The sequence below is a fragment of the Pseudomonas sp. BR20 genome (assembly GCF_050780135.1).
Taxonomy (GTDB): Bacteria; Pseudomonadota; Gammaproteobacteria; order Pseudomonadales; family Pseudomonadaceae; genus Aquipseudomonas.
Genome location: NZ_CP172012.1, coordinates 4,674,339 through 4,697,324, shown reverse-complemented (window position 1 = coordinate 4,697,324; position 22,986 = coordinate 4,674,339). Strand labels below are relative to the sequence as shown.

The window sequence follows — 22,986 nt, the reverse complement described above, 5'->3', positions numbered from 1 at the left end:
TTCCAGTTGGTAATCCAAAGCATAAAAAATATGAATTTGAGTTATTTAATGTAGCGCCATACCATCAGCCTCACAAGCCAAAGGGTTATTGAAAAGCCCGGCGCATAGAAATACCGCTGATGAGGACCGACTGATGGCCGGCAAAACGCTTTACGACAAGCTTTGGGATTCCCATGAAGTGAAACGGCGCGACGATGGTTCGTCGCTGATCTATATCGACCGTCACATCATCCATGAAGTGACCTCGCCACAAGCGTTCGAAGGCCTGCGGCTGGCCGGGCGCAAGCCTTGGCGCGTCGACTCGATCATTGCTACCCCGGACCACAACGTGCCGACCACCCCGGAGCGCAAGGGCGGGATCGACGCCATTGTCGACACCGTGTCGCGTTTGCAGGTCCAGACTCTCGACGACTATTGCGACGAATATGGCATCACTGAGTTCAAGATGAATGACGTGCGTCAAGGCATCGTGCATGTCATCGGCCCGGAGCAGGGCGCCACCTTGCCGGGCATGACCGTGGTCTGCGGTGACTCCCACACCTCCACCCACGGCGCGTTCGGCGCCCTGGCCCACGGCATCGGCACCTCCGAGGTGGAACATGTGTTCGCCACCCAGTGCCTGGTTGCCAAGAAGATGAAGAACATGCTGGTGCGCGTCGAAGGCAAGTTGCCGTTCGGCGTGACCGCCAAGGACATCGTGCTCGCCGTCATCGGCAAGATCGGCACCGCCGGCGGTAACGGCCATGCCATCGAATTCGCCGGCAGCGCCATTCGCGACTTGTCCATCGAAGGCCGCATGACCATCTGCAACATGTCCATCGAAGCCGGTGCCCGCGTGGGCATGGTGGCGGCGGACGAGAAAACTGTTGAATACGTCAAAGGCCGTCCTTTCGCCCCGGCGGGCGCCGATTGGGACGCCGCGGTTGAAGCCTGGAAAGACCTGGTGTCCGACGCCGATGCGGTGTTTGACACCGTGGTTGAACTCGACGCTGCCCAGATCAAGCCGCAAGTCAGCTGGGGCACTTCGCCGGAGATGGTCCTGGCCGTCGACCAGAACGTGCCGGACCCGGCGCAGGAAGCCGACCTGGTCAAGCGCGGTTCCATCGAGCGCGCCTTGAAGTACATGGGCTTGAAAGCCAACCAGGCGATCACCGACATCCAGTTGGATCGCGTGTTTATCGGCTCCTGCACCAACTCGCGGATCGAAGACCTGCGCGCTGCGGCGGTGATCGCCAAAGGCCGCAAAGTTGCCTCGACCATCAAGCAGGCCATCGTGGTCCCGGGCTCAGGCCTGGTTAAAGCCCAGGCTGAAGCCGAAGGCCTGGACAAGATCTTCCTCGAAGCCGGTTTTGAATGGCGTGAGCCGGGCTGCTCAATGTGCCTGGCGATGAACCCGGACCGCCTGGAGTCGGGCGAGCATTGCGCGTCGACCTCCAACCGTAACTTCGAAGGGCGTCAGGGCGCCGGTGGCCGTACCCACCTGGTGAGCCCGGCCATGGCCGCCGCCGCTGCCGTCAACGGTCGTTTCATCGACGTTCGCGAATTGATCTGAGGAAAACCCGATGAGAGCTTTTACCCAACACACCGGTTTGGTCGCGCCGTTGGACCGTGCCAACGTCGACACCGACCAGATCATCCCCAAGCAGTTCTTGAAGTCGATCAAGCGCACCGGTTTCGGCCCCAACCTGTTCGACGAGTGGCGCTACCTGGACGTGGGCTACGCCTACCAGGACAACTCCAAGCGCCCGCTGAACAAGGACTTTGTGCTCAACGCCGAGCGCTACCAAGGCGCCAGCGTATTGCTGGCCCGGGAAAACTTCGGTTGCGGTTCCAGCCGCGAGCACGCGCCGTGGGCCCTGGAAGAATATGGCTTTCGCAGCATCATCGCGCCGAGCTATGCCGACATCTTCTTTAACAACAGCTTCAAGAACGGCCTGTTGCCGATCATCTTGAGTGATGCGGAAGTGGATGAGCTGTTCAAGGCGGTGGAAGCCGATGTGGGTTACCAACTGACCATCGACCTGGCCGCGCAAACCGTGACCCGTCCGGACGGCAAGGTGTACCACTTTGAAGTGGACGCCTTCCGCAAGCACTGCCTGATCAACGGCCTGGACGATATCGGCCTGACCTTGCAGGACGGCGATGCGATTGCCGCGTTTGAAGCCAAGCACCGGGCGAGCCAGCCCTGGTTGTTTCGTGACGCCTAAATTGATGTAGGCAGGACCGCCGCCATCGGAGCGAGCCCCCTCTCACAGGGGGAACGCATTCCAAATGTGGGAGGGGGCTTGCCCCCGATGAGGCCAGTGTTAACAACACACACCCAGGGGAAACACCATGACCAGCACCGCCCACACCCAAGTCGTGCAAAAACAATTCGGCGAACAGGCGTCTGCCTACCTGAGCAGTGCCGTGCACGCCCAAGGCACCGAATTCGCGCTGCTCCAGGCCGAACTGGCCGGGCAGGGCGGTGCGCGACTGCTGGACCTGGGGTGCGGTGCCGGCCATGTGAGTTTCCATGTGGCGCCGCTGGTCAAGGACGTGGTGGCCTACGACCTGTCCCAGCAGATGCTCGACGTGGTGGCAGGCGCTGCGCACGATCGCGGTTTCACCAATATCAGCACCGTACAGGGCGCCGCTGAACACCTGCCGTTCGCCGATGGCGAATTCGACTTCGTGTTCAGCCGCTACTCGGCGCACCATTGGAGCGACCTCGGCCTGGCCCTGCGCGAAGTGCGCCGGGTGCTCAAGCCGGGCGGCGTGGCGGCGTTTGTGGATGTCTTGTCACCGGGCAGCCCGCTGTTGGACACTTACCTGCAAACCGTCGAAGTGCTGCGCGACACCAGCCACGTGCGTGACTACTCCGCCGCCGAGTGGATGCGTCAGCTCAGCGAAGCCGGTTTGCATGTACGCAACAGCAGCCGCCAGCGCCTGCGCCTGGAATACACCTCGTGGGTCGAACGTATGCGCACGCCGCAAGCGCTGCGCGCCGCGATCCTGGCGCTGCAGCAGGCGATGGGCCAGGAAGTGCGCGATTACTACGAGATTCAAGCCGACGGTACCTTCAGCACCGACGTGCTGGTGGTATGGGCCGAACGCTGATTAATTTTCCCGACCTGCCCACGGGCGGGTCGCTCGATGAAATGAGGAACCCATGAGCAAGCAGATTCTGATTCTCCCTGGCGACGGTATTGGTCCGGAAATCATGGCCGAAGCGGTCAAGGTCCTGGAACTCGCTAACAGCAAGTACAGCTTGGGCTTCGAATTGAGCCACGACGTGATCGGCGGTGCCGCCATCGACAAGCACGGCGTGCCCCTGGCCGACGAAACCCTGGACCGCGCCCGCGCCGCCGATGCCGTGCTGCTGGGCGCCGTGGGTGGCCCGAAGTGGGACAAGATCGAGCGTGATATCCGCCCTGAGCGCGGCCTGCTGAAAATCCGCGCGCAACTGGGCCTGTTCGGCAACCTGCGCCCGGCGATCCTCTACCCGCAACTGGCCGACGCGTCGAGCCTCAAGCCGGAAGTGGTGGCGGGCCTGGACATCCTGATCGTGCGTGAACTGACCGGCGGTATCTACTTCGGCTCGCCACGCGGCGTGCGTGAGCTGGAGAATGGTGAGCGCCAGGCCTACGACACCCTGCCGTACAGCGAGAGTGAAATCCGCCGTATCGCCCGCGTCGGTTTCGACATGGCCCGTGTGCGTGGCAAGAAGGTCTGCTCGGTGGACAAGGCCAACGTCCTGGCCTCCAGCCAACTGTGGCGCGAAATCGTCGAAGAGGTGGCCAAGGACTACCCGGACGTCGAACTGAGCCACATGTACGTCGACAACGCCGCCATGCAACTGGTACGTGCGCCGAAGCAGTTCGACGTGATCGTCACCGACAACCTGTTCGGCGACATCCTGTCCGACCAGGCCTCGATGCTCACCGGTTCCATCGGCATGCTGCCGTCGGCGTCCCTGGATACCAATAACAAGGGCATGTACGAGCCTTGCCACGGCTCGGCGCCGGACATCGCGGGCCAGGGCATTGCCAACCCGCTGGCGACCATCCTGTCGGTCTCGATGATGCTGCGTTACAGCTTTAACCTGAGCGACGCTGCGGACGCGATCGAGAAAGCCGTGAGCCTGGTGCTGGACCAGGGCTTGCGCACCGGCGACATCTGGTCGCAGGGTTGCACCAAGGTGGGTACGCAAGAAATGGGCGACGCAGTAGTCGCCGCGCTGCGGAATCTGTAATCTCTCGGGCCCGCTTGCAGTTGTTGCTGCAAGGCGGCCCACTTTTTAACAAGGTGTAGTTGCGATGAAACGTGTAGGTCTGATCGGTTGGCGCGGTATGGTCGGTTCCGTGCTCATGCAGCGGATGCTGGAAGAGCAGGATTTCGATCTTATTGAGCCGGTGTTTTTCACCACTTCGAACGTAGGTGGCCAAGGGCCGTCCGTGGGCAAGGATATTGCCCCGCTCAAGGACGCCTACAGCATTGAAGAGCTGAAAACCCTCGACGTGATCCTGACCTGCCAGGGTGGCGACTACACCAGCGAAGTCTTCCCCAAGCTGCGTGAAGCCGGTTGGCAGGGTTACTGGATCGACGCCGCCTCGAGCCTGCGCATGCAGGACGACGCCGTAATCATCCTCGACCCGGTCAACCGCAAGGTCATCGACCAGCAACTGGATGCCGGCACCAAGAATTATGTGGGCGGCAACTGCACCGTCAGCCTGATGCTGATGGGCCTGGGTGGCCTGTTCGAAGCCGGCCTGGTCGAGTGGATGAGCGCCATGACCTACCAGGCGGCGTCCGGTGCCGGCGCGCAGAACATGCGTGAGCTGATCAAGCAGATGGGCGCGACCCACGCCGCTGTCGCCGATCAACTGGCCGACCCGGCCAGCGCGATCCTCGACATCGACCGCCGTGTGGCCGAAGCCATGCGTAGCGATGCCTACCCGACCGAGAACTTCGGTGTGCCATTGGCCGGCAGCCTGATTCCGTGGATCGACAAAGAGCTGCCGAACGGCCAGAGCCGCGAAGAGTGGAAGGCCCAGGCCGAGACCAACAAAATCCTCGGCCGGTTCAAGAGCCCGATCCCGGTGGATGGCATCTGCGTGCGCATCGGCGCCATGCGCTGCCACAGCCAGGCGCTGACCATCAAGCTGAACAAAGACGTGCCGATCGCCGATATCGAAGGGCTGATCAGCCAGCACAACCCCTGGGTCAAGCTGGTGCCGAACAACCGCGACATCAGCATGCAGGAGCTGAGCCCGACCAAGGTCACCGGCACCCTGAATGTACCGGTGGGCCGTCTGCGCAAGCTGAACATGGGCACCCAGTACCTGGGCGCGTTCACCGTCGGCGACCAACTGCTGTGGGGCGCGGCCGAGCCGCTGCGTCGCATGCTGCGGATTTTGCTCGAGCGTTGATTGCCTGAAGCAGTAAAAGAGAAACCCGCGTTCTGGTGACAGGCGCGGGTTTTTTATTGTTCTTTCGGGCGCTATCGGGGGTAAGCCCCCTCCCACATTCTTCCGAATTTCAACGTTGAAATGCTGTTCACTGTGGGAGGGAGCTTGCCCCCGATAGCGCCATCAGCCACTCGATCAGACCCAGGCTAATTGCCTCCCCTCCAGCCACCCGGTAAAGTGCCGCTCCCCCGCCATGCCCGAGGTAGCCCCCATGACCCAGACCTTTGAAATTGCCGTGATCGGTGCCACTGGTACGGTCGGCGAAACCCTGGTGCAGATTCTCGAAGAGCTGGAATTCCCGGTGGGCACCCTGTACCTGCTGGCGGGCAGTAACTCTGCTGGCGCCTCGGTGCCGTTTCGCGGCAAGAACGTACGGGTCAAGGAGGTCGACGAATTCGATTTCAGCAAGGCGCAATTGGCCTTCTTCGCCGCAGGCCCTGCGGTCACCCTGAGCTTCGCGCCGCGTGCCACGGCGGCGGGTTGCGCGGTGATCGACTTGTCGGGAGCATTGCCCGCCGAGCAGGCGCCTCAGGTGGTGCCGGAAGCCAATGCCCACGTCCTTGAGGGGTTGAAAAAGCCGTTCCAGCTGGGCAGTCCGAGCCCGTCGGCCACTAACCTGGCGGTGGTGCTGGCGCCGTTGCGTGGCTTGCTGGACATCCGGCGTGTCGCCGTCACTGCCAGCCTGGCGGTGTCTGCCCAAGGCCGCGAAGCCGTCAGCGAATTGGCACGTCAGACCGCCGAGCTCCTGAACGTGCGCCCTCTGGAACCGAAGTTCTTTGACCGGCAAATGGCCTTCAATCTGTTGGCACAAGTCGGCACGCCAGACGCCCAAGGTCATACCGCCTTGGAAAAACGCCTGGTTCACGAACTGCGCGCAGTCCTGGAATTACCTTTGCTAAAGATTTCCGCAACGTGCGTTCAAGCCCCGGTGTTTTTTGGCGATAGCCTGACTGTGTCACTGCAGTTGGGCGCGGCGGTCGATCTCGCCGCCGTCAACCGGGCATTGGAGGCCGCGCCGGGTATCGAACTGGTAGAAGAAGGTGATTACCCTACAGCCGTGGGCGACGCAGTGGGCCAGGATGTGGTTTATGTAGGCCGGGTGCGCGCGGGGGTGGATGACCCGGCTGAACTAAATCTGTGGCTGACGTCAGATAACGTACGCAAGGGCGCGGCCCTTAACGCCGTGCAACTGGCGCAGTTGTTGATAAAACGCCTTGCGTAAAAGATACTTGGCGGCAATTTGTAGATTGATTCTAACCAGGCGCTATGCTTGGCCCCAAGCAGGAACAATTGCGCGTCGGTGACCTATCGGCTCGCCATGCCTTATGGCAAGCGGTTACCAACCTTCTCGCAGGCCGGGGAGTGTTCAAACAAAGGATGAGGCTATGGTTCAAGTTCGCAAACTGGTGTTAGCAATAGCGGCCGCCTCGGCGCTGTCCTCCGGTATGGCGCAGGCGCTGCAGCTGGGGGAGATGACCCTAAAGTCGACGTTGAACCAGCCGTTGTCGGTGGAAATCGAATTGCTCGATGTCGGTGGCCTCACGGCGTCCGAGATCACCCCGAGCCTGGCCTCATCCCAGGCGTTCGTGGACGCAGGCGTCGATCGTCGGGCGTTTCTCGATGACCTGACGTTTACCCCGGTCATCAATCCCAGTGGTCGCAGCGTGGTGCGCGTCACCTCCAGCAAGCCGCTGCCGGATTCCTACGTACGTTTCCTGCTGCAGGTGCAATGGCCCAATGGCCGCTTGATGCGCGACTACAGCGTGTTGCTCGACCCGAGCAAGTTTGACCAGCCCGCTTCGAGTGCCGCAGCACCTGCTCCGCGCTTGGGAGCGCCTGCCAATGCTGCGCCCGCTGTGAGCAAGCCGGTTCAGCACACCACCACCTCCCGCGACACCCTGTGGGAAATTGCGCAGAAGCACCGCAATGGCGGCTCGGTGCAGCAGACTATGCTGGCCATTCAGGCACTCAACCCCGGCGCCTTTATCGATGGCAATATCAACCGCCTGAAAACCGGCCAGGTGCTGCGCCTGCCGGACACCGTACAAAGCACTGCGTTACCGCAACCTCAAGCAATCGCCGAAGTGACGGCGCAAAATGCCGCCTGGCGCCAGGGTCGGCGCGCGGCTGCCAATCAGGTAGCCGGCAAGCAGCAACTGGACGCCACCAAGCGCGCCCAGGCCGGCAATGCGCCGTCGACCACCAATGCCAAGGACAACCTGAGCCTGGTCTCGGCTGAAGCGGCCAAGAAGGGCGGCAAAGGCAAGGCCGGTGACAGCCAGGTCCTGAGCGACAAGCTGGCGATGACCCAGGAGCAACTGGACACCACTCGCCGCGATAACGAAGAACTCAAGAGCCGTGCGGCAGATTTGCAAAGTCAGTTGGATAAACTGCAAAAGTTGATTCAACTGAAAAACGATCAACTGGCCCGTTTGCAGGCAGAGAAAGGCGACCCGGCGGTACCGGCGACGGCAGCGATGCCCGCACAGCTGACAAGCGACCCGGCCGCTACGCCGGCAGCACCCGCTGCACAGGCCGCCGCGCCAACGCCAACGCCAACCCCGGCTGCGTCGGCACCTGAGGCGGCTAAACCAGCCGCCGCACCTGATACCACCGAAGGCAAGTTCAATGATCTGCTGACCAACCCGGTTGTCCTCAGTGTGATCGGTGGCGCGGCTGGCCTGGTGGTGTTGCTGCTCCTGCTGCTGTGGGCGCGCCATCGCAACGCCCGCCGTGAAGAGGAAAAGCACTTGCGCATGGCGCGGGCGCTGGCTGAAGAGCCGGAATTTACCTCGAACATCGAACAGGACCTGCCGTCGGACAGTTTCGAAGGCCTCGAAGTGCCGCCGCCGAACGTCAAGCTGGCAGCCGCTCCGGCCCCTGCTCAAGTGGTTGCGCCAGCGGTGGCGGTTCCGACGGTTGCCTCCGTGCTCGCACCGCTGGCCGCTGCCGTGGCCCCGCAAAACGCCAACGATGCCCTGGCGCAAGCCCAGTCCCATATCGACCGTGGTCATTTGAACCAGGCCGCCGATGTGCTGGAACAAGCGATCAAGCACGAGCCCAAGCGCAGCGACCTGCGGTTGAAGCTGATGGAAGTCTACGGCCTGCAAAGCGACAAGGACGGTTTCGTCACCCAGGAGCGTCAACTGGTGGCCAATGGTGAGAACCATGCCCAGGTCGAGCAGCTCAAGTCGCGCTTTCCTGCTATGGCCGTATTGGCCGCGGGCGTCAGTGCCGCAGTTGCCGCGGCCGCGCTTGATGCTCAGTACGTCAAGGAGTTGCTGGAAGACAAGCCGGCGGCCCCGGCCACCGAGCCCGGCGCACTCGACACCGATTTCGATTTGAGCCTGGATGACCTGGAAGCGGCTTCCCCGGCCAACCTGGACGACGAGCAGACGTTTGCCGCGCTCCTGGAGCAGCAATCGGCGCCCAAGGCCGGCGAGGAAAACCTGTCGGACTTTGACCTCGACCTGCAACTGAATACCCCGGCGTCCGAGCAGTCCGACGACGACTTCCTTTCCGGTCTTGAGGATCAGATGAAGGATGCGCCGGCGGTCGAGCCGCCGACGCTGACCCCGTCGGCGCCGGATGACTTCGATTTGCCGGAGGATTTCGACCTGTCCCTGGCGGACGAACCAGACGCAGTCGCCAAGCCTGATGCCTTCGCTTCGGAACTGGACGATGTCAACGCCGAACTCGATCGCCTGTCCCAGAGCCTGGAAAATCCGCCCATCGAACCTTCTTTTACCGCTGAAGACGCAGCGTTGGGCGATGATGAACCGGAGTTCGACTTCCTGTCCGGCACGAATGAAGTCGCCACCAAGCTCGACCTCGCCCAAGCCTATATCGACATGGGAGATGCCGACGGCGCGCGGGACATTCTCTCCGAAGTGCTCACTGAAGGTGATGAGGCGCAGCGCGGCGAGGCCAAGGAAATGCTCGGCAAAATCTGAGGGTCGATGCAGGTCCAGTGTGGGAGGGGTCAATCCCTAACAAAAGCGCACGCCACGCAGCTGCCGCATTTATAATGGCCGCCTTCGCGCAACTCATCAGGCTCTCAGTTCTTGGCAAATATAGATAACCCGGCCGCCGAAATGGCGGCCGCTGGCTTTTACCGCATCGCTCTCGGCGTGGAATACAAAGGCTCGCGCTATCGCGGCTGGCAGCGCCAGGCGTCAGGCGTGCTGACGGTGCAGGAAACCCTGGAGAAGGCCCTGTCCAAGGTCGCCGATTCGCCCGTATCGCTGATGTGCGCCGGACGTACCGATGCCGGCGTGCACGCCTGTGGCCAGGTGGTGCACTTCGACACTCAGGCTGAACGCACGATGAAGGCATGGGTGATGGGCGCCAATATCAATTTGCCCCATGACGTCAGCGTCAGTTGGGCCAAGGTCATGCCTGCGCACTTTCATGCGCGCTTCAAGGCCATTGCCCGGCGTTATCGCTATGTGATCTATAACGACCAGATCCGTCCCGCGCACCTCAACGAAGAAATCACCTGGAACCACCGTCCGCTGGATGCCGAACGCATGGCCGAGGCTGCGCAGCACCTGGTGGGTGTGCATGATTTCAGCGCATTCCGTGCCGGCCAGTGCCAGGCCAAGTCGCCGATCAAGGAAGTCCATCACCTGCGGGTGACCCGCCACGGCAAGATGATCGTGCTGGACATCCGCGCCGGCGCCTTCCTGCACCACATGGTGCGCAACATTGCTGGCGTATTGATGACCATCGGTACCGGAGAACGCCCGGTGGAATGGGCCAGGGAAGTGCTGGAAAGCCGCATCCGCCGCACGGGCGGCGTCACGGCGCATCCGTTTGGCTTGTACCTGGTGGATGTGGAGTACCGCGACGAGTTCGAGCTGCCGCAACGCTTCATCGGGCCACACTTCCTCACAGGGTTCAGCGAACTTGACGGCTGACGCCCGGAAAAGCTTTTGTTACCATCCGGGACTTTCTCGGTCCAACCCCTGAGGTTTCTACGATATGTCTGCCGTTCGCAGCAAGATTTGCGGGATTACCCGCATAGAAGACGCGCTGGCGGCAGTCGAGGCGGGGGCGGATGCAATTGGTCTGGTGTTTTATGCCAGGAGCCCACGGGCGGTGAATGTGTTGCAGGCGCGGGCAATCATTGCTGCGTTGCCGCCGTTCGTGACCACCGTAGGCTTGTTCGTCAACGCCAGCCGCTGCGAACTCAACGAAACCCTGGATGCCGTACAGTTGGATATGCTGCAATTTCACGGCCATGAAACCCCGGATGAATGTGAAAGCTACCAGCGCCCGTATATCAAGGCGTTGCGAGTCAAGGCGGGTGACGACATCGCGCGTGCCTGCGCTGCCTATTCCGGCGCGCGTGGCATTCTGCTGGACACGTATGTCGAAGGCGTACCGGGTGGGACCGGCGAAGCGTTTGATTGGTCGCTGATCCCCGAGGGGCTGAGTAAGCCGATCATCCTCGCCGGTGGGCTCAATCCTGCGAATGTCGCGGCGGCTATCGAGCAGGTTCGGCCGTATGCCGTGGATGTCAGCGGTGGGGTAGAGCAAGGTAAGGGCATCAAGGATCACAGCAGGATTCGCGCATTCATGCAGGCCGTGCGCAACAGCAGTGGCGGGATGTGACGGCTGGCAGTCTGCCGCCGTCCATAACTACCACTGTGTAAAACAGCCCGGTGCCGCCTGAGGGAGGCCCGGAAATGAAGTGGCAACCTGCACTGGCAGGCTGTCTGGAAGGCTGAGGATGCAGGCTGGAAATGGCAGGTCGAACGTCTGACCCCGTCCAGCCTGTGTCATCGCCACATATGAATTTAGCTCAAGGGCATACGCGGGGCTGTGTTCAAGCCACCGGTACTGGAGAAAGAAAGCATGAGCAACTGGTTAGTAGACAAACTGATCCCTTCGATCATGCGTTCCGAGGTGAAAAAAAGCTCGGTTCCTGAAGGTCTGTGGCACAAGTGCCCATCCTGCGACGCGGTGCTGTACCGCCCCGAGCTGGAAAAGACCCTGGATGTTTGCCCCAAGTGCAACCACCACATGCGTATCGGCGCCCGCGCCCGCATCGACATCTTCCTCGACGCCGACGGCCGTAACGAGCTGGGCGCCGACCTGGAGCCGGTCGACCGTCTCAAGTTCCGCGACGGCAAGAAGTACAAGGACCGCCTGACCGCTGCGCAAAAGCAGACCGGTGAGAAGGACGCGCTGATTTCCGTCAGTGGCAAGCTGCTGGGGATGCCGGTGGTGGTGTCGGCGTTCGAGTTCTCCTTCATGGGCGGCTCCATGGGGGCCATCGTCGGCGAACGCTTCGTGCGCGCTGCCAACTACGCCCTGGAAAACCGTTGCCCGATGATCTGCTTCGCCGCCTCCGGTGGTGCGCGGATGCAGGAAGCGTTGATCTCCCTGATGCAAATGGCCAAGACCTCCGCGGTGCTGGCGCGTCTGCGCGAAGAAGGCATTCCGTTCATCTCCGTGCTGACCGACCCGGTCTACGGCGGTGTTTCCGCCAGCCTGGCGATGCTCGGCGACGTGATCGTCGGTGAACCAAAAGCCCTGATCGGCTTTGCCGGCCCGCGTGTGATCGAGCAGACCGTGCGCGAGAAACTGCCGGAAGGCTTCCAGCGCAGCGAGTTCCTGCTGGAGCACGGCGCAATCGACCTGATCATCCCGCGCGGTGAACTGCGTCCACGCCTGGGTAGCCTGCTGGCGCAGATGATGGGCCTGCCGACACCTGTTTACGTCGCGCCTAAAGTCGAGCCGATCGTTGTGCCCCCGGTGCCTGCGAACCTATGACCCAACGTACCCTGGGCGAATGGCTCGCCTACCTTGAGCAGTTGCATCCGTCCGCCATCGACATGGGCCTGGAGCGCTCGCAACAGGTAGCGGCCCGCCTTGGGTTGGGCCGGCCGGCACCGCGAGTGATCACGGTGACCGGCACCAATGGCAAAGGCTCTACCTGCGCCTTTGTTGCCGCGCTGCTGCAAGCCCAAGGGCTGAAAGTTGGCGTGTACAGCTCGCCGCACTTGCTGCGTTACAACGAGCGGGTGCAACTCAATGGTGTCGAAGCCACTGATGAGCAACTCTGCGAAGCCTTCGCCGCACTCGATGCCGGGCGAGGCGAGATTTCCCTGACTTACTTCGAAATGGGCACCCTGGCGGCGTTCTGGCTGTTCGAGCGTGCGCAACTGGATGTGGTCGTATTGGAAGTGGGCCTGGGCGGACGCCTGGACACCGTCAACGTGGTGGATGCCGACCTGGCGCTGGTCACCAGTATTGGCGTGGACCATGCCGACTACCTGGGGGATACCCGCGAGTCCGTGGCTTATGAAAAGGCCGGGATTTTCCGCCAGGGTAGGCCTGCGCTGTGCGGTGATCTGGATCCGCCGCAGCCCTTGCTGGACAAGGTGCGTGAGCTGGATTGCCCATTCTTCCTGCGTGGCCGCGAATTCAATCTTGATATCGGTGACCGGCACTGGCAGTGGCGCGGGCGGGATGCGCGTGGGCTGGCTGTAGAGCTGCGCGATCTGCCCTTGCTGAATCTGCCGATGGAAAACGCCGCGCTCGCGCTGCAAGCCTATCTGTTGCTGGACCTGCCTTGGCATGCTGAACAGATTGCTGCGACGTTGTTGGCGACTCGCGTGGTGGGGCGTCTGGACCGTCGCGGGTTCGACTGGCACGGTAAGCACCTGAACCTGCTGCTGGATGTGGGGCATAACCCCCATGCAGCGCAGTACCTGGCAAAACGCCTGGCACGCACGCCGCCGGTGGGGCGTCGCCTTGCTGTATTCGGTTTGCTCGCCGATAAAGACTTGGAGGGCGTGGTTGCGCCGTTGCTGGACAGCGTCCAGGCATGGGCGGTCGCGCCGCTGGACACGCCCCGTAGTCGTCCGGCCCATGAGCTTGAGATCGCGTTACAGAACCTTGGTGCGCCCGTGGCGTCGTATGCAGGCGTGACTGCTGCCCTGGAGGCTCAGTGCGCGGTGGCGACGGCCGAGGACGAGATTCTGTTGTTCGGATCATTTTATTGTGTTGCCGAGGCGCTTGAGTGGTTGGCCCGGCGCTCCACGGAGGAAGCTGCACATGGCATTACTGGATAGCGCATACAAGCAGCGAATGGTTGGAGCCCTGGTGCTGGTGGCATTGGCGGTGATTTTCCTGCCGATGCTGTTTTCCCGTCAGGACGAGCAGCGCCAGGTGGTCGTCGAGGCCCCGGCTGCGCCCCAGGCCCCGGCGGTACCGCAAGTGCAGGTTGAACCGGTCGTAGTGCCGGAGCCGCAGGCATTGCCGGAAGAAGAGCCGGTGCCGACTGATGATGAGGTGGCCGCGCAACAGGCGCCGTCGATGCCGGTTCAGCCAAGCGTCCCGGTGGTCAAGCCGACACCTGCTCCGGCGGTCGCCGCCAAGCCTGCGACGCCTGCGCCCAAGCCGGTAGCGCCGCAGCCTGCCGCGCCGGGCAAACCGGATGTGGGTCAGAGCCGTATCGATCCGAATGGTTTGCCGATCAGTTGGTCGATCCAGGTGGCCAGCCTGGGCAATCGCGAAGGCGCTGACGCCTTGCAGAAGAAGCTGCGTGCCCAGGGTTATAACGCCTATATCCGTAGCGCCGACGGCAAGAACCGGGTGTTTATCGGGCCGCTGATCGAACGCGCAGAGGCCGACCGGCTGCGGGATTTGCTGGACCGTCAGCAGAACCTGAAAGGCTTCGTGACCCGTTTCCAGCCTGAGCGCGGCTGAGCCCGCATCGATTCCAGCCTGGAATGCAATCAAATGTGGCGGGGTTGAAATCGGGCCGGCCCGCCACAAACTATTGATTTGCAACGCAGCCGCAATCACAGCTTACCGACAGCCCGACGCTCTGCTAAAATGCGCCGCCTTATCCGTCCGTAGGCTCAAACGTGCCATTTACCTGGGTTGACTGGGCGATCGTTGCAATCGTCGCCATCTCCGCTTTGATCAGTCTAAGCCGCGGCTTCGTAAAAGAAGCACTGTCGTTGCTGACCTGGATCATCGCAGGAGTCGTAGCCTGGATGTTCGGCGGTTCATTGTCGGTCTACCTGGCCGGATACATCGAGACACCTTCGGCTCGTGTCATCGCGGGCTGCGCCATCATGTTCATCGCCACGCTGCTGGTGGGGGCAATGGTCAATTATCTTATTGGCGAGTTGATACGTGTCACCGGCCTCTCCGGGACCGATCGATTTCTCGGCATGGCCTTCGGCGCTGCGCGTGGCGCGTTGCTGGTGGTCGTGGCGGTCGGGCTATTGAGCCTGGGGCCGGTACAGCAGGATTCGTGGTGGCAGGAGTCGGTACTCGTGCCAAAGTTTCTATTGGTTGCAGATTGGTCCAAGAACCTCATATTGGGGTGGAGCAGTCAGTGGCTGGCCAGCGGAATCAGCGTACCCGCTGATCTTCCGTTCAAGGAACACCTCTTGCCGGCCAAAACGCCGCAGTAAGGTGTGTTCAGTCAAGATTCATTAAGTAGGGGTTGCGTCGCATGTGTGGCATCGTCGGTATCGTCGGTAAGTCGAACGTCAATCAGGCGCTGTATGACGCGCTAACCGTCCTCCAGCACCGCGGCCAGGACGCTGCCGGTATTGTGACCAGCCACGACGGCCGGTTATTCCTGCGCAAGGACAATGGCCTGGTACGTGACGTGTTCCATCAACGTCACATGCAGCGCCTCGTCGGGCACATGGGCATTGGCCATGTGCGTTACCCGACCGCCGGTAGCTCGACTTCGGCCGAAGCTCAGCCGTTCTACGTCAACTCGCCTTACGGCATTACCCTGGCGCATAACGGTAACCTGACCAACGTTGAGCAACTGGCCAAGGAGATTTACGAATCTGACCTGCGCCACGTCAACACCAGTTCCGACTCGGAAGTGCTGCTCAACGTGTTCGCCCACGAGCTGGCCCAGCGCGGCAAGCTGCAGCCGACCGAAGAAGACGTGTTCGCCGCCGTGATCGACGTGCACAACCGTTGTGTCGGCGGTTATGCCGTCGTTGCGATGATCACCGGCTACGGCATCGTCGGCTTCCGTGACCCGCACGGTATTCGTCCAATCGTGTTCGGCCAGCGTCACACCGACGAAGGCGTCGAGTACATGATCGCGTCCGAAAGCGTATCCCTGGACGTGCTCGGCTTCACCCTGATTCGCGACCTCGCGCCGGGCGAAGCGGTGTACATCACCGAAGACGGCAAGCTGCACACCCGGCAGTGCGCCGTCGCGCCGAAACTCACCCCGTGCATCTTCGAACACGTCTACCTGGCGCGTCCGGATTCGATCATCGACGGCGTTTCGGTATACAAGGCGCGCCTGCGCATGGGTGAGAAGCTGGCCGACAAGATCCTGCGCGAGCGTCCCGAGCACGATATCGACGTGGTGATCCCGATCCCGGACACCAGCCGTACCGCTGCGCTGGAGTTGGCCAACCACTTGGGCGTCAAGTTCCGCGAAGGCTTCGTGAAGAACCGTTACATCGGTCGCACCTTCATCATGCCGGGCCAGGCTGCGCGCAAGAAGTCGGTGCGCCAGAAACTCAACGCCATCGAGCTGGAATTCCGCGGCAAGAACGTGATGCTGGTGGACGACTCCATCGTACGCGGCACCACCTGCAAGCAAATCATCCAGATGGCCCGCGAAGCCGGTGCGAAGAACGTGTACTTCTGTTCCGCAGCGCCTGCCGTGCGTTACCCGAACGTGTACGGTATCGACATGCCGAGCGCCCACGAACTGATCGCCCACAACCGCACGACCCAGGACGTGGCCGACCTGATCGGCGCGGATTGGCTGATCTACCAGGACCTGCCGGACCTGATCGAAGCGGTCGGCGGTGGCAAGATCAAGATCGAGCAGTTCGACTGCGCCGTGTTCGACGGCAAGTATGTGACCGGCGATGTCGACGAGGCCTACCTGAACAAGATCGAGCAGGCGCGTAACGACTCGTCGAAGATCAAGACCCAGGCGGTCAGCGCGATCATCGATCTGTACAACAACTGAGTAGACACCGGCCCTGAGGGGCCGGTTTTGTATCTTAAATAAAGAATTGAGTAAGGAGTCGCAGCATGAGTCAGGAATGGGATGCCGGTCGCTTGGACAGCGACCTCGATGGCGTAGCTTTCGATACCCTGGCTGTGCGCGCCGGCCAGCACCGCACCCCGGAAGGTGAACACGGTGACCCGATGTTCTTCACTTCCAGCTACGTATTCCGCACTGCTGCTGACGCCGCTGCGCGCTTTGCTGGTGAAGTGCCGGGTAACGTTTATTCGCGTTACACCAACCCGACTGTGCGTGCGTTCGAAGAGCGTATTGCGGCGCTGGAAGGTGCAGAGCAGGCGGTGGCGACGGCCACCGGCATGGCGGCGATCCTGGCGGTGGTAATGAGCCTGTGCAGTGCCGGCGACCACGTGCTGGTGTCGCGCAGTGTGTTCGGTTCGACCATCAGCCTGTTCGAGAAATACTTCAAGCGCTTCGGGATCGAAGTGGACTACGTGCCCCTGGCGGATTTGTCCGGTTGGGATGCGGCAATCAAGTCCAACACCAAATTGCTGTTCGTCGAGTCGCCGTCCAATCCGCTGGCCGAGCTGGTGGATATCGCCGCATTGTCCGAAGTGGCCCACGCCAAGGGCGCAATGCTGGTGGTCGATAACTGCTTCTGCACGCCTGCCTTGCAGCAGCCCCTGAAGCTGGGCGCGGACATTGTGGTGCACTCGGCCACCAAGTTTATCGATGGCCAGGGCCGTTGCATGGGCGGCGTGGTTGCCGGTCGCTGCGAGCAGATGAAGGAAGTGGTGGGCTTCCTGCGCACCGCCGGCCCGACCCTGAGCCCGTTCAACGCCTGGATCTTCCTCAAGGGCCTGGAAACCCTCAGCCTGCGTATGAAGGCCCATTGCGCCAACGCTCAGGCCCTTGCCGAGTGGCTGGAGAAGCAGGACGGCATCGAGAAAGTGCATTACGCCGGCCTCAAGAGCCATCCGCAACACGCGTTGGCCCAGCGCCAGCAGCGTGGATTTGGCGCCGTGGTGAGCTTCGAAGTGAAGGGCGGCAAAGAGGGCGCCTGGCGCTTTATCGATGCGACGCGCCTGATCTCCATCACGGCCAACCTGGGTGACAGCAAGACCACCATTACCCATCCGAGCACCACGTCCCACGGACGCCTGGCGCCGCAGGAGCGTGAAGCGGCCGGTATCCGGGACAGCCTGATCCGCGTTGCGGTAGGCCTGGAAGATGTCGCTGATCTGCAGGCTGACCTGGCCCGCGGGCTGGCTGCCTTGTGATCGAGTGGTCCATGGAGGCCGCAGCGGCCAGTAATGGGCGCGTCGCCCTGGTGACGGGCGCGGCGCGGGGCATTGGCCTCGGGATTGCCGCGTGGTTGATCAGCGAAGGCTGGCAGGTGGTCTTGACCGACCTGGACCGCGAGCGCGGTTCCAAGGTGTCCAAGGTGCTGGGTGACAATGCCTGGTTTATCACCATGGACGTGGCTGACGAGAAACAGGTGGCCCAAGGGGTCGCCGAAGTCCTGGGGCAATTCGGGCGCCTGGACGCATTGGTCTGTAACGCTGCGGTGGCCCACCCGCACAATATCACCCTGGAAAGCCTTGACCTGGCTTACTGGAACCGCGTGTTGGCCGTTAACCTCAGTGGGCCGATGTTGCTGGCCAAGCATTGTGCGCCATACCTGCGTGCCCACGGCGGCGCCATCGTCAACCTGGCGTCGACCCGGGCCCGCCAGTCGGAGCCGGATACCGAGGCCTATGCGGCGAGCAAGGGTGGCTTATTGGCCCTTACTCACGCCTTGGCGATGAGCCTCGGGCCGGAAGTGCGGGTGAATGCGGTCAGCCCTGGCTGGATCGATGCCCGTGATCCTGTCGCGCGGCGTGCCGAGCCTTTGACCGATGCCGATCATGCCCAGCACCCGGCGGGCAGGGTGGGTACGGTGGAAGATGTGGCGGCGATGGTGGCGTGGCTGCTGTCGCGCCAGGCGGGGTTTGTCACGGGGCAAGAGTTTGTGGTGGACGGTGGCATGAGCAAGAAGATGATTTACAGCGAGTAGGGCAGGTAGCCGTCTTGAAGCAATTTTGTCTTTTTCAGAAAAACTTCAAGCAGGCTATTGACTTAGGTCCGCTATCTGCGTAAATTTCGCGGCCTCAACGAAGCAAAGGGTGATTAGCTCAGCTGGGAGAGCATCTGCCTTACAAGCAGAGGGTCGGCGGTTCGATCCCGTCATCACCCACCACTTCTTGAGAGTTTTACCTTCGGGTGAGACGCAACGTTAAAGGTTGCACCGACGCGCAGCGGTAGTTCAGTCGGTTAGAATACCGGCCTGTCACGCCGGGGGTCGCGGGTTCGAGTCCCGTCCGCTGCGCCATATTTTCCAGGTTCGATTTATCGGGCTTGAGGTTGAACAGCCAAGGCTGGTCGATCAGATGTTCAAAGACGGTTGAGGCGGTTTGCTCGGCCTGTCAAGCGATACGCAGCGGTAGTTCAGTCGGTTAGAATACCGGCCTGTCACGCCGGGGGTCGCGGGTTCGAGTCCCGTCCGCTGCGCCATATCTGCTTCAAGGCCCACTGAACGCCTTGAAGCACAAAGAAAGCCACTGGCTACTTTGATCCGATAGCAAAGACCCTGGTCGAAAGACCGGGGTTTTTTGTGTCTGCGATTCGGCAATTTTTTGCGGGAGCCGGCGAACCGGCTCCCATTGATTTGTCAGAAGCCCAGCTTATCTCGCAGCCCGTAATACCAGGCCCCCAGTGCCGCAAACGGTGTGCGCAACAGTTGCCCGCCCGGAAATGGGTAGTGCGGCAGGTCGGCAAACGCATCAAAGCGCTCTGCCTGGCCTCTCAGCGCTTCCGCCAGTACCTTGCCCGCCAGGTGGGTGTACGTCACGCCATGGCCGCTGCAGCCCTGTGAGTAGTAGATGTTGTCGCCCAGGCGGCCGACCTGCGGCAAGCGCGACAGGGTCAGGAGGAAGTTGCCGGTCCAGGCGTAGTCGATCTTTACATCCTTGAGTTGCGGGAAGGCCTTGAGCATCTTCGGGCGGATGATTGCTTCGATGTTCGCCGGGTCGCGCGCGCCATACACCACGCCACCGCCGAAGATCAGGCGCTTGTCGCGGGTGAGGCGATAGTAGTCGAGCAGGTAGTTGCAGTCCTCTACGCAGTAATCCTGCGGCAGGAGGGTCTTGGCCAGTTCATCCCCGAGTGGCGCCGTCGTGATCACCTGAGTGCCACAGGGCATCGACTTGGCCGCCAACTCCGGCACCAGGTTGCCCAGGTAGGCATTGCCCGCGACGATGATGAACTTGGCCCTGACCTTGCCTTCGGCCGTGTGCACCACCGGGTTGGCACCCCGCTCGATGCGCACCGCCGCCGATTGTTCGTAGATCGTACCGCCCAGTGACTCCACGGCTGCGGCTTCACCCAGTGCCAGGTTGAGTGGGTGGATGTGGCCGCCACTCATGTCCAGCAGGCCGCCGACATAGTTGTCACAGGCCACTACCTCGCGAATGCGACGCTCGTCCAGCAACTCCAGCTGTGTATGGCCGTAGCGCTCCCACAAGCGTTTTTGCGACTCCAGATGGCCCATGTGCTTGCTGTTGAGTGCCGCGAACACGCCGCCGTCCTTCAGGTCGCACTGGATCTGGTATTTGGCGACCCGCTCGCGAATGATCCTGCCGCCTTCGAACGCCATCTGCCCCAGCAACTGCGCCTGCTGGGGGCCGACACTGCGCTCGATCACATCAATGTCACGGCTGTAGCTATTGACGATCTGCCCGCCATTGCGGCCCGACGCGCCAAAACCCACCTTTGCGGCTTCCAGTACCGTGACGCGAAAACCGTTCTCCAGCAGAAACAGCGCGCTGGACAGGCCGGTATAGCCGGCGCCAATCACGCACACATCGGTTTCGACGTCGCCTTGCAGCCTTGGGCGCGGCGGAACGGCATTTGCGGAAGCGGCGTAATACGACTGGGGGTAGGGGGTGTTCGCCATCCTGGAACCTCTGTTTTATATTTTTTACGAGTGCCCCGATCCTACCTGAGTTGAAAATTGCCTGCCAGCCACCCAAAAAAGCGCGGTGCCCCGACTGCAAATAAATAATTCGCATATTCATAGGCTTAGCTGCAAAAAAGATGTTGACACCCCTCCGGAATTCCGTAGAATGCCGCCTCACAGCAGGCACGTAGCTCAGTTGGTTAGAGCACCACCTTGACATGGTGGGGGTCGTTGGTTCGAGTCCAATCGCGCCTACCAAACAAAATCCGCTCTGCTGGGCGGTCTAGAAGGGCTCACCGAAAGGTGGGCCCTTTTTTGTTCGTGCGATTTATTACTACCCGAAAATCTTCCCACCCCCACCTAAAGTAATCGACACCCAGGCCGATAGTGATCGCAGACCTCTTACTCTCGGACATCTGGCATGCTTATCAACATCAGCACTACCGCCTCCGTAGCAAGCACTCCAAGCGCTCTCAGCTCGACGGCTACCGCAACCAAGGAAAGCACAAGCAGCGCAGGCGGCATGACCGTCAACATGCACGCTGATTCCAATGGTGCGGCAGGTGTAGGTGGTGGTGGCCAAGCCTCCTCGCTCTCGAAGGAGTCCGATACCGTCAAACAGTTGAAGAAGCAGATCGAGCAGTTGCAAAAGCAGCTTCAAGCGCAGCAGCAAGCCTTGCAGAAAGCTCAGTCCAGCAATCAGAGTGCAGAAGCCAAAGCGGCGGCAGTGGCGGCGGCGCAGATGCAGATCGCTGGCACTGCGGCGGCGTTGCAGACAGTGACTTCCGCGCTGTTGCAGGCGGTCATCGATGAGGGCAACAGCACGTCGGGTTCGATGGTCAGTACCACCGCCTGATAGTTGCAAAAGTGTGTTGAACCTCAGCCTTCACTGTCGATTCAACACACTTTCTCCCGCCCCCACCGGCAAGCGATATACATCTACCAGCGCCCACACTCCCAGCAGCGCCACTCCGACGAACGCCACGCGAAAATCCCCGACCTGCGCGTGCATCTCATGCCCTTGCACACTCATGGATGCCCGTAGCAGCAGCGCCGCCACCGTTACGCCCATCCCCATGGCCAGCTGGAATGACATGCTGAACAGCGCCGACGCCTCACTCATGCGCGGCTTGGGCACATCCGCGAAGCCGATCGAGTTGTAGCAGGTGAACTGCATCGAGCGTGACAGACCTCCCAAAAACAACACGGCCGCGATCAGTACAAATGGGGTCTGCGCCGTGAAAAGCGCGCAAGCGGCTATCGATACCACGCCGATCACCCCGTTCACCAGCAAGACCTGGCGAAACCCATAGCGGCGCATGATGGCCGTGGTGAACGGTTTCATCGCCAGATTGCCAGCGAATACCGCCAGCACCAGCAAGCCTGCGTCCACCGGGGGCAAGCCAAAGGCGACTTGAAACAGCAGCGGCAGCAGGAACGGCAGGGCGCTGATGGCCAGGCGAAACAGCGAGCCGCCGTAGATGCTCACACGAAATGTATCGATGGACAGGGTCTCGAGCGGCAATAAGGGGGCGCTGGAATGGCGGCAATGGTGCAGAGCCCACACTGCCAGCGCGATGCCTGCCGCGACCAGCACGGCGCCTGGAATAAGCCGCGCACCGTTCGGTTTACCCAGCCATTCCAGCCCGCCCAGCAGGGCCACACAGGCGCCTGCCAGCAGCAAAAAGCCCTTGGCATCGAACGGGCGAACCCTGGCTTCGCGGCCTTCCGGTACCAGCCACAGTGCGGCGGCCAGTGCCAACGCGCCCAGCGGCAGATTCACGTAGAAGATCCATGGCCATGATGCATGAGTCACGATCAAGCCGCCGACCAGCGGCCCCAGAATCGGCGCGACCAGGCCGGGCCAGGTAATGATCGCGATCATTTTCACCAAATCTTTCTTATCCGTATTGCGCAACACCGCTAAGCGCCCCACGGGCACCATCAATGCGCCGCCGATGCCTTGCAGGACTCGGGCGAACACGAACATCTCAATACTTTGGCTCAGCCCGCAGAGCAACGAGGCGAGGGTGAACAGGATGATTGCGCCAGCGAATACCCGGCGCGCACCAAAGCGGTCGGCGACCCAGCTGGACAGCGGTATGAAGATCGCCACGGCGAGGATATAGGCGGTGATGCCGATGTTCATGTCGACCGGCGTCACCCCGAAGGCGGTCGCCATGGTCGGTAGCGCGGTGGCGATGACCGTGGCGTCGAGGTTCTCCATGAAGAAGGTCACGGCGACCACCAGGGCAATCAGGCGGGTTTGTAGACTGAGGCGGTTTTGCGCGGCGGAATCTGGAGTGGGTGAGCTCACCGGTGCTGCCCTTTTTCAGTGAACGGTTTGACGAAGAAGGCCGATCAACTGCCAGATGCGCCGCGCCCGATAAACGGGCGGCGTTAAGATGAGCGAATCCTTCGTGGTCTGTCCACCTCTTGTTACTCGTACGCCCCTCGATTGCCCACAAAATTTATTGGTTTGCAGCAACAATTTTTCTTGTTGGACACCTCCCGCTCCCAGGCAGCACAGTTGCCGCCACTGACGCTCGCCCTGA

Annotated in this window: 19 protein-coding genes and 4 tRNA genes; 21 read left to right on the top strand and 2 right to left on the bottom strand. The window is 61.6% G+C overall.

Features of this window, described 5'->3' with window-relative positions; translation table 11 throughout:
* Positions 1–133 precede the first annotated feature (133 nt).
* The 19 genes from leuC (at position 134) to ACHPFG_RS21410 (ending at position 18,987) form a co-directional block, all read left to right on the top strand.
* A complete protein-coding gene (gene leuC, locus ACHPFG_RS21500; RefSeq protein WP_053128838.1) occupies positions 134–1,552 on the top strand; it encodes a 3-isopropylmalate dehydratase large subunit in 1,419 nt (472 codons plus the stop codon).
* Positions 1,553–1,562: 10 nt separating this feature from the next.
* Positions 1,563–2,207 carry a 3-isopropylmalate dehydratase small subunit gene (leuD, locus tag ACHPFG_RS21495; RefSeq protein WP_424087215.1) on the top strand — a complete coding sequence of 215 codons (645 nt, stop codon included), beginning with the start codon at positions 1,563–1,565 and terminating at the stop codon, positions 2,205–2,207.
* 127 nt (positions 2,208–2,334) lie between these two features.
* Positions 2,335–3,099 carry a class I SAM-dependent methyltransferase gene (locus ACHPFG_RS21490; protein ID WP_431700346.1) on the top strand — a complete coding sequence of 255 codons (765 nt, stop codon included), beginning with the start codon at positions 2,335–2,337 and terminating at the stop codon, positions 3,097–3,099.
* A 52-nt stretch (positions 3,100–3,151) separates the two neighbouring features.
* Positions 3,152–4,234, top strand: coding sequence for a 3-isopropylmalate dehydrogenase (gene leuB, locus ACHPFG_RS21485; RefSeq protein WP_017530190.1), 1,083 nt, complete (start codon positions 3,152–3,154; stop codon positions 4,232–4,234).
* A gap of 64 nt (positions 4,235–4,298) precedes the next feature.
* Positions 4,299–5,411 carry an aspartate-semialdehyde dehydrogenase gene (gene asd / locus ACHPFG_RS21480; protein ID WP_027604071.1) on the top strand — a complete coding sequence of 371 codons (1,113 nt, stop codon included), beginning with the start codon at positions 4,299–4,301 and terminating at the stop codon, positions 5,409–5,411.
* A gap of 250 nt (positions 5,412–5,661) precedes the next feature.
* The gene (locus ACHPFG_RS21475) at positions 5,662–6,672 is read left to right on the top strand and encodes an aspartate-semialdehyde dehydrogenase (protein WP_145336303.1); all 1,011 of its coding nucleotides are present in this window, start codon (positions 5,662–5,664) and stop codon (positions 6,670–6,672) included.
* Between the two features lie 163 nt (positions 6,673–6,835).
* On the top strand, positions 6,836–9,403 hold the full coding sequence (locus ACHPFG_RS21470; RefSeq protein WP_431700345.1) for a FimV/HubP family polar landmark protein: 2,568 nt from the start codon (positions 6,836–6,838) through the stop codon (positions 9,401–9,403).
* Between the two features lie 141 nt (positions 9,404–9,544).
* On the top strand, positions 9,545–10,369 hold the full coding sequence (gene truA / locus ACHPFG_RS21465) for a tRNA pseudouridine(38-40) synthase TruA (protein ID WP_131700548.1): 825 nt from the start codon (positions 9,545–9,547) through the stop codon (positions 10,367–10,369).
* Between the two features lie 64 nt (positions 10,370–10,433).
* Positions 10,434–11,066, top strand: coding sequence for a phosphoribosylanthranilate isomerase (locus ACHPFG_RS21460; protein ID WP_431700344.1), 633 nt, complete (start codon positions 10,434–10,436; stop codon positions 11,064–11,066).
* Positions 11,067–11,309: 243 nt separating this feature from the next.
* Positions 11,310–12,230: an acetyl-CoA carboxylase, carboxyltransferase subunit beta gene (accD, locus tag ACHPFG_RS21455; RefSeq protein ID WP_027604076.1), complete on the top strand. Its 921-nt coding sequence runs from the start codon at positions 11,310–11,312 to the stop codon at positions 12,228–12,230.
* A complete protein-coding gene (folC, locus tag ACHPFG_RS21450) occupies positions 12,227–13,534 on the top strand; it encodes a bifunctional tetrahydrofolate synthase/dihydrofolate synthase (RefSeq protein WP_431700343.1) in 1,308 nt (435 codons plus the stop codon). The genes accD and folC overlap by 4 nt, the downstream gene beginning before the upstream one ends.
* Entirely contained in the window at positions 13,518–14,171 is a 654-nt protein-coding gene (locus ACHPFG_RS21445; protein WP_131700519.1) for an SPOR domain-containing protein, read from the top strand. Before folC ends, ACHPFG_RS21445 begins: the two co-directional genes overlap by 17 nt.
* Before the next feature lie 161 nt (positions 14,172–14,332).
* Entirely contained in the window at positions 14,333–14,890 is a 558-nt protein-coding gene (locus tag ACHPFG_RS21440) for a CvpA family protein (RefSeq protein WP_003192538.1), read from the top strand.
* A 41-nt stretch (positions 14,891–14,931) separates the two neighbouring features.
* A complete protein-coding gene (gene purF / locus ACHPFG_RS21435; protein WP_027604079.1) occupies positions 14,932–16,437 on the top strand; it encodes an amidophosphoribosyltransferase in 1,506 nt (501 codons plus the stop codon).
* A gap of 65 nt (positions 16,438–16,502) precedes the next feature.
* Positions 16,503–17,714 carry an O-succinylhomoserine sulfhydrylase gene (locus ACHPFG_RS21430; RefSeq protein ID WP_131700520.1) on the top strand — a complete coding sequence of 404 codons (1,212 nt, stop codon included), beginning with the start codon at positions 16,503–16,505 and terminating at the stop codon, positions 17,712–17,714.
* An 11-nt stretch (positions 17,715–17,725) separates the two neighbouring features.
* On the top strand, positions 17,726–18,490 hold the full coding sequence (locus tag ACHPFG_RS21425) for an SDR family oxidoreductase (protein ID WP_431700342.1): 765 nt from the start codon (positions 17,726–17,728) through the stop codon (positions 18,488–18,490).
* A gap of 107 nt (positions 18,491–18,597) precedes the next feature.
* A tRNA-Val gene (locus tag ACHPFG_RS21420) sits at positions 18,598–18,673 on the top strand.
* A 55-nt stretch (positions 18,674–18,728) separates the two neighbouring features.
* Positions 18,729–18,805: transfer RNA gene (locus tag ACHPFG_RS21415), tRNA-Asp, on the top strand.
* 105 nt (positions 18,806–18,910) lie between these two features.
* Positions 18,911–18,987 (top strand) — tRNA-Asp (locus tag ACHPFG_RS21410).
* Between the two features lie 157 nt (positions 18,988–19,144).
* Here ACHPFG_RS21410 and ACHPFG_RS21405 read toward each other — a convergent pair.
* Positions 19,145–20,428, bottom strand: a complete 1,284-nt coding sequence (locus ACHPFG_RS21405) for an NAD(P)/FAD-dependent oxidoreductase (RefSeq protein WP_145336297.1) — start codon at positions 20,426–20,428, stop codon at positions 19,145–19,147.
* 184 nt (positions 20,429–20,612) lie between these two features.
* Here ACHPFG_RS21405 and ACHPFG_RS21400 point away from each other — a divergent pair.
* Positions 20,613–20,689 (top strand) — tRNA-Val (locus ACHPFG_RS21400).
* Between the two features lie 163 nt (positions 20,690–20,852).
* On the top strand, positions 20,853–21,287 hold the full coding sequence (locus ACHPFG_RS21395) for a hypothetical protein (protein ID WP_431700341.1): 435 nt from the start codon (positions 20,853–20,855) through the stop codon (positions 21,285–21,287).
* Between the two features lie 30 nt (positions 21,288–21,317).
* Here ACHPFG_RS21395 and ACHPFG_RS21390 read toward each other — a convergent pair whose 3' ends face one another.
* A complete protein-coding gene (locus ACHPFG_RS21390) occupies positions 21,318–22,748 on the bottom strand; it encodes a DHA2 family efflux MFS transporter permease subunit (protein ID WP_431700340.1) in 1,431 nt (476 codons plus the stop codon).
* Positions 22,749–22,986: the final 238 nt, after the last annotated feature.

What these genes read in the sequence shown, in the direction of transcription:
- leuC (WP_053128838.1), top strand. Translation starts at nt 134, where the DNA reads ATGGCCGGCAAAACGCTTTACGACAAGCTTTGGGATTCCCATGAAGTG.
- leuD (WP_424087215.1), top strand. Translation starts at nt 1,563, where the DNA reads ATGAGAGCTTTTACCCAACACACCGGTTTGGTCGCGCCGTTGGACCGT.
- ACHPFG_RS21490 (WP_431700346.1), top strand. Translation starts at nt 2,335, where the DNA reads ATGACCAGCACCGCCCACACCCAAGTCGTGCAAAAACAATTCGGCGAA.
- leuB (WP_017530190.1), top strand. Translation starts at nt 3,152, where the DNA reads ATGAGCAAGCAGATTCTGATTCTCCCTGGCGACGGTATTGGTCCGGAA.
- asd (WP_027604071.1), top strand. Translation starts at nt 4,299, where the DNA reads ATGAAACGTGTAGGTCTGATCGGTTGGCGCGGTATGGTCGGTTCCGTG.
- ACHPFG_RS21475 (WP_145336303.1), top strand. Translation starts at nt 5,662, where the DNA reads ATGACCCAGACCTTTGAAATTGCCGTGATCGGTGCCACTGGTACGGTC.
- ACHPFG_RS21470 (WP_431700345.1), top strand. Translation starts at nt 6,836, where the DNA reads ATGGTTCAAGTTCGCAAACTGGTGTTAGCAATAGCGGCCGCCTCGGCG.
- truA (WP_131700548.1), top strand. Translation starts at nt 9,545, where the DNA reads ATGGCGGCCGCTGGCTTTTACCGCATCGCTCTCGGCGTGGAATACAAA.
- ACHPFG_RS21460 (WP_431700344.1), top strand. Translation starts at nt 10,434, where the DNA reads ATGTCTGCCGTTCGCAGCAAGATTTGCGGGATTACCCGCATAGAAGAC.
- accD (WP_027604076.1), top strand. Translation starts at nt 11,310, where the DNA reads ATGAGCAACTGGTTAGTAGACAAACTGATCCCTTCGATCATGCGTTCC.
- folC (WP_431700343.1), top strand. Translation starts at nt 12,227, where the DNA reads ATGACCCAACGTACCCTGGGCGAATGGCTCGCCTACCTTGAGCAGTTG.
- ACHPFG_RS21445 (WP_131700519.1), top strand. Translation starts at nt 13,518, where the DNA reads ATGGCATTACTGGATAGCGCATACAAGCAGCGAATGGTTGGAGCCCTG.
- purF (WP_027604079.1), top strand. Translation starts at nt 14,932, where the DNA reads ATGTGTGGCATCGTCGGTATCGTCGGTAAGTCGAACGTCAATCAGGCG.
- ACHPFG_RS21430 (WP_131700520.1), top strand. Translation starts at nt 16,503, where the DNA reads ATGAGTCAGGAATGGGATGCCGGTCGCTTGGACAGCGACCTCGATGGC.
- ACHPFG_RS21425 (WP_431700342.1), top strand. Translation starts at nt 17,726, where the DNA reads ATGGAGGCCGCAGCGGCCAGTAATGGGCGCGTCGCCCTGGTGACGGGC.
- ACHPFG_RS21405 (WP_145336297.1), bottom strand. Translation starts at nt 20,428, where the DNA reads ATGGCGAACACCCCCTACCCCCAGTCGTATTACGCCGCTTCCGCAAAT.
- ACHPFG_RS21395 (WP_431700341.1), top strand. Translation starts at nt 20,853, where the DNA reads ATGCTTATCAACATCAGCACTACCGCCTCCGTAGCAAGCACTCCAAGC.